This window comes from Pseudoalteromonas sp. T1lg23B, from assembly GCF_002964665.1.
Taxonomy (GTDB): Bacteria; Pseudomonadota; Gammaproteobacteria; order Enterobacterales; family Alteromonadaceae; genus Pseudoalteromonas.
In genome coordinates this window covers 63761-74727 of record NZ_PQBZ01000013.1, presented here as the reverse complement: position 1 = coordinate 74727, position 10967 = coordinate 63761, and the positions used below count along the sequence as shown (strand labels likewise).

The following is a 10967-nucleotide window of genomic DNA, read 5'->3' as shown; positions in this document are numbered from 1 at the left end:
CTTTGGCTGTGCAACTGGTCACAATGCAACCTACCAAGGCCTACCCAGCTTATGCTCCTTTAACGACCGCGACATATCCTTCTCCTAGTACGTCGGCACTACGGAATATAAGTCGATGTAGTGTCTCCATATTTTGGAAAACTGTCACCTGCCATATCTACTAGGTATGGTGCTGTAGACGCTTGGAATTTAGCGAAGAAAAGCGATTTTTTAGCGCAAGAGTAAATAATCTAAAACGGCTTTAACTGACTGATTGGTAGGTTTAAGTTATAAGGTGCGATTAAATTTTAACCACTGAAGTAGGGGGTCTAAAAATCAAGGCTGACATAGCAAATTTTGGGAGATAAAAGGAACAGACTGTCACAAACAAGCGAGTTGCGATGCGATACGCAACATGACACCCTGTTCCTTTGGATTGAATACCAGCGTCCTTGCTGGTTTTGACATTAACTCATTATTAGGATTAAGTTAGTAAATTAGGATTAAGTTAGTAAATCGCGTTTTACCATTGCATCTCCACTAACTCTGACAGCTCATCAAGCCCAACGACGTTGTGACTCATTGTCACGATTTCATCGATAGTTTGTGCAAGGTGCATCACGTCACGTTGATTGAACACTTCAACCAGTGGTAGCTCTATGGCAAAGACTTCTCGCACCATGCCCACCAAACGTGTGGCATTCAAAGAGTGTCCACCGAGTGCAAAGAAGTCATCATGGCGGCCAACTTGCTCTACATTCAGGATGTCTGCAAAGATTGACGCTACAGCCTGCTCCGTTTCTGAGGCTGGTTCAACATAATTTTGTTGCGCCATCGCATCCGGTTTAGGCAGTGCCTTTCTATCTACCTTGCCATTGATGCTCAATGGCATGCTCTCTAAATGAACAACCGCACTCGGAACCATATAGTTAGGTAATGACTGCGTAAGATACGCCTTCAATTCTACTAACCAGTCGCTGTGTATTGTTGCTTCGCGGTAGGTGGTCACATAAGCCACTAGCTGTGCTTCACCATTGTCATCTTTTAACATCATGACTAAAGCATTGTTAATATCAGACTGTTTAAGAAGCACTTGTTCAATCTCTGCTGGCTCTACACGGTAACCACGCACTTTTATCTGTTGGTCAGTTCTGCCCATATAGTACAGCTGCCCTAGTTCATCGTAGCGCACTAAGTCACCTGTTCTATACAGGCGCTCAGTAACCCCATTGGCAAAGCTCTTTTCAACAAAACGCTCGGCCGTTAAGTCAGGACGATTGAGATAGCCCTTCGCAACCCCTGTCCCTGCGATGTACAACTCACCTACACAACCTACAGGCACCACTTCTTGCTCTGGCGATAACACGTATAGACGGGTATTGGGCATTGCACGACCAATTGGTAATACGTCGATGTCGCTATCGAGTTTTTCACTCACGTTGTATATGGTACACCCCACCACACTTTCCGATGGGCCGTAGTGGTTGTAAATCACACTGTGAGGGAAGAAGCTTTGTAGCTTTTTCGCATCGTTTGGTGCAAAACTTTCTCCACCAATGACAAACACATGACGCGCTTCGCTGACAAAAGATGGTTCCATCAGAGCCAACATGGCGTTTACATGCATCGGCGTCATACGCATCAAGTATTGGCGTTTATCGCCACGCGTGAGCGCAAGATGCAATCCAGATATTTCTTCATCCATGGCTGTTAGCGTGACCGTACCACCCGCCAATAATGGTAAATACAAACTGGGTACTGTCAGGTCAAATGCATGAGAGGTCACCACCAATGAGCCGCTCAAGTCGGTGTTGTAGTACAAGTCGAGACCCGTTTGACAGTAGTCCATCAAGCCTTGATGATGTATTTCAACCCCTTTTGGTTCACCCGTTGATCCAGAGGTATAAATCACATACACGCTATCGCTACCGCTTGCTGATACCGTACTGTGCTCCTGTGGCGTCACATTGGCGAGCCAATCTGCACTTAACGCATCATCCACCAGCATCACATCAACGTGACACTTAGCCGTCTGCTGCGACAGTTCTGCCATGGATACCATCAGCTTTAATTCAGCACTGGAGACGATTTTTTCTACCCGTTGTTGGGTATTTTTTAAGTCAATTGGTACATACACCAATCCAGAGTTCATCGCCGCTAACAGAGTGATCATTAACTGTGGGCAACGTGGCATATACAAACCAATGCGGTCGCCTTTACGCAATCCTTGTGACTCAAAGTACGCACTCATACGGGTTGCTTTATCTACCAACTGCTGATAGCTCAACTGCGTCTCACCCGCTTGTACCGCGATAGCGTCTGGAGTTTTGCTCGCCTGTGCGAAGACTCCTTGGTACACGGTTGCACTTTGGTCATCCTGACGCGCCGTGTCATTCCAATGTGCCAACTGTTGCGCCATCTCATCTTGACTCATTAGCCCAGTAAACGAAATTGCACTGTTTGGTGTTTGCGTAATGCTCTCGATAATGCGTTGACTATATTGCAACATGCGTTCAGCCATCGCTTCACCAAAGGTTTCTTGATCAATATCCAACGTTAGGTTGAAGGTATCTTGTGCAACTTGCTTTACTTTTGAGTAAGTCACACTGATCAAGTAGTTTTGTTCAAGTGAGCCTTGTGCTCCCATTACTTCGATGTCATCCGCAAGGCTTTCATACACATGGAAGTCAACATAATTAAACAACGATGACGAGAAATCCAAACCCGCGTCTTTTTGCATGACGCTCAGCGGTAGTGTACGCTTCGAAGCATCTTGCGACACTTGTGCATCCACTTGCTTGATTAAATCCTGCCAACTGTGATCTTCTAAGCTCGTTACAAAGGGTAGTGAGTTTAAGAACAAGCCCAATGTTTTGTCTGCCCCTTCATATTCAGGGCGACAGTTAGCCACAACGGAAGTCACAACGTCTTTGTTACCATTGACCAATGCCAATAGCACCACATGCGTAGTCAGTAGAATACTTCTTTCTTGCACCCCTAGCTGCTTCGCTAAGTCACGGATTTTTTGGCTCGACTCAGGGCTAACATCCAACACCTGACGCGATTTACCCGTCAGGGTTTTACCCGCCCACCAAGGCAGATTCGCATCTTCCAGTTTGCTGCGCCAATAATCTCTCACTTCTTGTGATTGCATGGCGGCTTGCTCTTGGTGCACTAAATACTTATATGGCAGCACTACGTCGTCACTGGCTTGATAAGTCCCTTCTCTACGCGCAATGTACTCATTGAATAACTGAGTGTTTAATGTCGCAATACTCCAACCATCAAATAATGCGTGATGGAAGCTAATGGTGTATTGGAAGCATTCTTCATCTAGTTGGTGAATGTATATGCGCCATAGTGGCTTGCTAAAATCAAACGCCGAGTTTTTCTCATCGTTAATCCACTGAGTTAGGTACTGAGCTTGTTGTTGCTCTGTCATGTCAGTTAATGACACCACTTCCGGCTCCACAGCCAACTGCTTGTATACCAACTGAGTAGAGGCTTGCGAGTCCATCACAAACAAGGTTCGTAGAATTTGATGACGCTGTGCTAACGAAGTCACCGCCGCTGCAAATGTCGGTGCATCAAATGCTGACTTAATCTTAAAGCTCATTACATCGTGATAAATACCTTGACCGCCTGCCAATAAGTTATGGAACACCATACCTTGTTGTAACTGAGTCATTGGATAAGCATCTTCGATACTCTCGAAATCAGCTTGGTCACGTAGCTTGGCATACTCTTGCTCTGCTAGCATTGAAAATGCTGGCACATCTGGCAGTGAGATCACTTCTTCTTGTGCAACCACCCCTGCGAGTTGTTTGATTGTTGGATGCTCAAACAGCGCACCTATTGACACCGAGTAACCCGACTCTTTCATTTTTGCAACTAGGCTAATCGCGCGAATAGAATCTCCCCCCAGTGCAAAGAAGTTATCGCTCACCCCAACTCGTTCGACTTTCAATACCTGCTGCCAAATATCAGCCATCGCGACTTCAACTGCTGTTTCAGGTGCTTGATAATCCTCAACCGATGCTGAGAAATCAGCTTCTGGTAGTGCTTTTCTATTTACTTTACCGTTAATTGTCAGCGGAATTTTATCAATCACAACGAAGGCCGCAGGCACCATGTGTGGCGCTAAGCTTTGGGTGATGCTGGCTTTTAAATCAGCGATCGCTTGCTGTTGCTCTTGACCCTCTGTCAGTACGACATAAGCCACTAAGCGCTTGTCATGTAACTCACCCTGCGTCAGAACTAAGACCTCATTGACTGAATGATGGTCACGGATTTGATGCTCAATCTCGCCCAGTTCAATCCTAAAGCCACGGATCTTCACCTGATCATCGATACGTCCTAGATAAACGAGTTCACCTGTGTCGATACGTTTCACTAAGTCCCCTGTGCGATATAAACGCTCGCCAGCCATAAATGGATTGTCGATAAAGGCACGTTCGGTCAAATCATCACGGTTTAAATAACCACGCGTGACGCCATCACCGCCCACATATAGTTCGCCCGGTACCCCAATAGCAACAAACTGCTGGTTTTGGTCAAGTACATATGAAGATAGGTCCAACAGCGGGAAGCCTATCATACTGCCTTGCTCGCTCATGACATGCTCTTGCGTTACGCGCTTGTAGGTAACATGTACTGTGGTTTCAGTAATACCATACATGTTGATAAGCTGTGGTGCATCGTCACCATGACGTGCTATCCAAGGCTTCAAGCTGGCAAAGTTCAATGCCGCGCCACCGAATACAACATAACGTAAGGTATCATGTGGCTCGATTTGATCTTGTTGGCTAAATAGCTCAAATGCCGCAGGTGTTTGGCTTAATACCGTCACCTTCTGTTCGTTTACTAAGGCACTGAAACGCTCTGTTTCTTTGGCCACTTCTTTTGGTACAACAACCAACTTCGCACCATAAAATAGTGCTCCCCAAATCTCCCACACTGAGAAGTCGAAAGAGATCGAGTGGAATAAGCTCCAAACATCCGTTTGCTTAAAGTCAAAATGTTCATCTGATGAGCTAAATAAACGCAATACATTTCGATGCTCTACCAGCACGCCTTTAGGCTTGCCCGTTGAACCCGAGGTGTAAATCACATAAGCCAGATTCTGTACCGACACATTGGCATCAGTAGTACTGATGTTGTCTTTACGGAAGCCTTCATAGCGCTCGGGTTCATCAACTAGCACCAACAACTGCTCTTCTGCTGGGATGGTTTCTTGCAGATGTGACTGAGTCAATACGATGCGTATATCACTGTCTTCGAGCATGTATTCGATACGCGAATCTGGATAGTCTGGGTCCAGTGGCACATAAGCCGCACCTGATTTAAGAATCGCTAAAATTCCCACAATCATTTCCAACGAACGTTCGGTGTATAAACCGACCAATTCATCCGCTTCCACACCTTGCGTCATCAAGTAATGTGCTATCTGGTTGGCACGCTCGTTCAACTCACGATAGGTTAATTGTTGATCATCACACACCACCGCTACAGCATCAGGATATTGCGCGACTTGTGCCTCAAACTGCTCGTGAATACAACGCGTCACCTCATAGTGATTGAGTTGCTCGCCCATGCTTAGCAGTTGCGTTTGCTCTTGCTGCGTTAATAGTTCTACCTGTGTTAGCTGCTCACATTGCGGCAGTTGTAATAGGATCTGAATGTAGTGATCAAGTACGCGCTGTACGGTACTTTGTGCAAACTGCTCTTTGTAGTAGCTACAACGCACAATCAACGTCTCACTAAGACCCGCATTGATTGTCAACTTGTATTCGTTCTCTTCAAAGGCGTCCACCGATTCAACCGCGATACTTGCTTCTTTCTCTGCGCTTACAGCAGCATCCAACGGGTAGTTTTCAAATGAGAAAATACTGTCAAATAGTGGATAACCACCTTCAACTTCACTGTAGGATTGAATTTCATTGAGCGGTACATAGCAATGTTCGTTCGCTTCTTGGAAGTTAGCGTGCATTGCTTGTAGTTGCTCGCGAATTGACTGTTGATTATCAAGGTTGAGTACCACAGGGATGTTGTTGATAAACAAGCCAACCATCTGTTCTACATCCAACAACTCACCAGGGCGGCCCGATACGATAGAGCCAAATACCACCTCGTTTTCATTGCTGTAGCGATGTAGTAAGTAACCCCATGCAAACTGTAGCAAGGTGTTAACGGTCACTTGTGCACTGGCGGCAAAGTCTTTTAAACGGGCTGTCTGTTCTTTTGACAATAATTGACGTTGAACATGGTGACCGCTTTCTCCATCCGTTGGTAACTTATCAATATTTAATGGTGTTGGATTATCAATGTGTCCCAACTGACCACGCCAATATTGCTGTGCATCGCTTTGTGAACGCTCACCCAACCAGCGAATGTAAGACTCATAGTCACCACTTGGTGCAGTCACCAACGGCTTGCCCTGCATTAAACACTCATAGCTTTCAACCACAGCGCCGTACACAATCGGTAAGCTCCAACCATCTAGTAGAATGTGGTGGTGCGTCCAAAGTAAACGGTACTTGTCATCTGCCAGCTTGAAGATTACAACCCGCATCATCGGTGCGCTATTGGCTAAGTCAAAACCTTGTTGACGGTCTTGTGTTCTAAATTCATCGAAACGCTGTTGTTGCTGCTGCTCACCTAATTCGCGCAGGTCCTCAACATGCCACGGTAATGTCGCTTGCTTAACAACCAGCTGATGAAGTGACTCACCCGACCCTACAAAGACGGTTCTAAACACATCAAAGCGGTCAATCACTGATTGCCATGCCTGTTGGAAATACGTGAGGTCGATTTCACCCGTAAACACGAAGTCACTCTGTGTTAGATACGCATCATTTTTTACCAAGCTTTGGAACATCATGCCCTTTTGCATTGATGTTGCAGGATATAGCCTTGCAATATCATGCTGTTGCTGTAATACATCAAGCTCTTGTTGGGTGATTGATGCTAACGGAAAATCCGATGGCGTATATTGTTGTTTAACAACTTTACAGTGTGCCACCAGCTCAATTAATGCCTGTTCTAATAAGTTACTAAACGACTTGATGTTGTCTGCTGTAAAGCGGTTTTCACTGTAATCCAGTGCCACAGACAAGCGTCCTTCGCTGACGAGTGAATTAATACCCAGCAGGTATTCACGCTGGTGTTTATCACTGACGGCTTTACCTAGGTTTCCTTCTGCAAAAGCAAAGCCGCTCTCATTGTCAACCGCCTGATCGAACTGACCTAAGTAGTTAAACAGAATTTGAGGATTATATTGGCTTGCCAGCTCAGGGTTGCGCTGTGCCCAATAACCAAAACCAATACCATTGTTTGGAATGGCGCGGTAACGCTCTTTTATATCTTTAATGGTTTCGCCCATTTCGCTATCGGCACAGTTAAGAACCAAAGGATAGATGCTGGTAAACCAACCCACCGTTTGGCTTGTATCAATGTCATCAAATAACGGTTCGCGGCCATGGCTTTCGAGCATAACTGACACGGTATCGAGCGTTTGCCACTGGTGTAATGCCTGTGCCAATGCTGACAACAATAATTCATTAATGGTGGTGTTGTAGCTACTTGGACACTCTTTTAACAAAGCTTGCGTGTCTTTTTCATTGAGTTCAAAGTGCCACATTTGTGTTGAAGCTTGGCTATTGTCACCCACTTCATCAAAGTCGGTCTCAATTCGATCAACTGGTTGTGATAAAGACCAGATGTCTTGCGCTGGGTCTTGGTAATCAGCGAGCGCTTCGGTCCATTGTTGATAGCTTGACGTTTTTGCGCCTAATGCTATCTCATGGCCTTGGTTCAATTGACCATAGGCTTGCATTAAGTCTTGTAGTAGTACACGCCAAGACATGCCATCAATAATCAAGTGGTGTGCAACGAACAACACATACTGCGTCTCTTTTGAACTCAGTAATACCGCACGAACCAACGGATCTCCAACTAGCGCAAAATTACTTTGATATTGCTCACCCACTTGTTCAATGAATTGTGCCTGTTGTGTAGTATCTTCTGGTAAATCCAATGCTACACAGCACGCATTAAGCTGTTGCTCGCTGAAAGTTTGATACTGAGCGCACCACTGACCTTGTTCATCTTGGCTAAAGCCTAAACGCATCGCATCGTGTCGAGCGACCATCGCATTAACAATACGAGTCAACATCGCGTGGTTCAACTCACTGGGTACTGACAATAACACGGCTTGATTGAAGTAATGATGGTCAACTTGCGTGTTATCTAAATAGGACTGCTGAATGGGTAACAGCGGCGCATTACCCGTTAAGGCTTCTTGCGTTGCTTTAACTTCTTGTGGCGCTTGATCTGCAAGATCAGCGGTCAATTTCTCGATGGTTTGTAGCTTTAATAGCCCTTTAGTGGTGATATTGATACCTTTTTGGTTCGCTCTAGCAACCGCTTGAATAGACAAAATAGAGTCTCCGCCCAATTCAAAGAAGCTGTCCGTGATACCCACTTGTTCAACCATCAACAATTGCTGCCATTGCTCGCACAATAAACGTTGCACTTCATCTTTAGGTGCTACATAAGCATTTGATCTATTAGCGCTTACATCTGCAATCGGTAATTTAGAGGTGTCCACTTTACCGTTGGCAGTCAGTGGATAACTATCAACCGTCACAATTACCGCAGGCACCATATAATCAGGTAGTTGATCTTTGACACCGTCTAATACCGCATGGCTATCGAACGCATCATCTTCTTTGATCACGTAGGCAACCAATCTTTTTAACTGTGAATGTGGGTCGAGGATCACCAGCGCTGACTTCACGCCCGCTTGCGCTTGAATCACCTGCTCGATTTCACCTAATTCAATACGGAAACCGTTAAATTGGATCTGATTATCAATACGACCCAAAAACTCTAGTTTGCCGTTTTCCAACAGACGAACATAGTCACCGGTACGGTACAAACGCTGAGCTTTACCAACACCTAAATCGCTTTCAATAAAGCTACGCGCGGTCAATGTTGGGTTGTGTAAATAACCTTTCGCTAATGATGCACCCGCGATCAGAAGTTCACCGGCTGCGCCGCGAGGTACTAACTGCTGGGTGTTCGGTGCAACCACATACAGGCTTAAGTTTGCCAGCGCACTACCAATGCTGACCACTTCGTTGGCGCGGATACGGTCAACCGACGCACATACGGTGCTTTCAGATGGTCCATAGCCATTATACAGTGGGAATTTATCAGCCCAACGCCACCCAGTGCCGTTTCAATCGCCTCACCGGCAACAATCAAAGCATCAAACTGATAATCACGCTCGATGTCCATATGAGTTAACAATGACGGCGGCAATGTGGCATGGGTAATGCCGTTATCAACCAGATAATCGGCCAAATCTTGTGTTGAGGTACGCGCGGCTTCTGGACAGATATACAAACTTGACCCCGCCAACAATGCCATCATCCACTCCCAGGTTGCCGCATCAAAACTGATAGAAGCAAACTGCAACACACGGCTTTGCTCACTCATTTTGAAGCAATCTAGCTGGTTGAAAAATAAGTTCAACGCACCACGATGAGATAAAGCAACCCCCTTCGGTAGCCCCGTTGAGCCTGAGGTGTAAATCACATAGGCTAAATCATTGGCCTGATTTTGTGGTAATGGACGCGCTTTGGTGTCTTGTAAAGTATCAATGCTCATCACGGTGCCAGAAAACTCAGCGCTAATCACATTGTCCGAATGATTAAGTAACATACGCGCTTGGCTGTCATTGAGCATATGCTGCACACGATCAGCCGGGTAGCTTGGGTCAATCGGTAAGTAAGCGGCACCCGATTTGAGCACCCCTAAAATAGCCACCATAAAGTCAACCGAGCGGGCCATACTGACGGCCACAACATCGCCCACCTGTACACCATTATCCAGCAAGTGATAGGCAACCTGAGCGGCTTTGGCATCAAGTTGGGCATAGCTCAATGACTGAGCCTGATCCGTCACCGCGATTGCCGAAGGAGTAGACTCAACCCATGCATTAAAACGTGCTAACACCGAGTCATATTGTACGTGTCGCTCATCGCTGGCACCTTGCGCTAGGTATTGTAATTCTTCATATTCAAATTTTGATAATAACGGCAAGCTACTAAGTGGTTGCGTATCGGCATTTAACACACACACAATCAATGCTTGGAAATTTGCCATAAAGCGCTTAACAAATGTGTCTGAAACACAATGGGTGTTGTAGCGCCAAGTCACTTCCAGTGAAGATGATTTAGCCACAAACGATACACTCAGATCACAGCCCTGATCATAGTCATGCTCAGGACGTGATTGCTCATAGTAACCGCTGAACATACGAGGTTGACCCGCCACACTAGCTTGCTCATCTTTTTGTAGTGCTTCTGCCAATAACCCGGCGGTTAAGCTGGCGTTGTTCAATGCTGCAATACGCTGTTGTTCATAATGATTTAAATAATCTTTAAATGACGCGTCGTCCGTCATTTTCATACGCAGCGCAACACTGTTATCAAAGTTATCCGCACAGTAGCCCATACCACCTTGTAAGTGCTGTGATACCACACAATCCTTCACGCCAGAATACTGATTCAGCTGAGCACATAGCGCACTGTGTAACACCGCGAAACGGTCCGTTTGTTGTGCAATGGCAAACGCATCTAGTTGCGCCAGCAATCCTGCATCCAACACGACAGTGTGCTGTGCATATTCCACACCTTGGGTATTGGCAGAGCGCTTGCTTAGCGGTACTTGCCAAGCTTGTTCACTAGAGTCTGCTAGCTGCTCTAGCCAATAGTTCTGTTGTTGCTCAATCATCGCATCATTGAGGTTCAACAAATTGAACGAAGACATCAGCTCAACCAACGCATCTTTATGCTCAACAATGCTTTTCTTTAAGTCATCTGTCATCGCACCTTTCGCTGCTCGCGCTTTCAGTTTGTTGTTTTCTAGGTAAAGTAATACGCCCTGTGCTTGTGCTTGTTTTAGTACTGTTAATGTCATTT

At 45.8% G+C, this 10967-nt stretch carries 2 protein-coding genes; both read right to left on the bottom strand.

Annotated elements, in window-relative coordinates; genetic code table 11:
• Positions 1-502: 502 nt before the first annotated feature.
• The gene (locus C2M32_RS03990; protein ID WP_267894518.1) at positions 503-9184 is read right to left on the bottom strand and encodes a non-ribosomal peptide synthetase; all 8682 of its coding nucleotides are present in this window, start codon (positions 9182-9184) and stop codon (positions 503-505) included.
• The gene (locus C2M32_RS20970) at positions 9082-10965 is read right to left on the bottom strand and encodes an AMP-binding protein (RefSeq protein WP_105167220.1); all 1884 of its coding nucleotides are present in this window, start codon (positions 10963-10965) and stop codon (positions 9082-9084) included. The genes C2M32_RS03990 and C2M32_RS20970 overlap by 103 nt, the downstream gene beginning before the upstream one ends.
• Positions 10966-10967 lie beyond the last annotated feature (2 nt).

Coding starts and splice junctions, on each gene's coding strand:
- C2M32_RS20970 (WP_105167220.1), bottom strand. CDS start 10,965: ATGACATTAACAGTACTAAAACAAGCACAAGCACAGGGCGTATTACTT.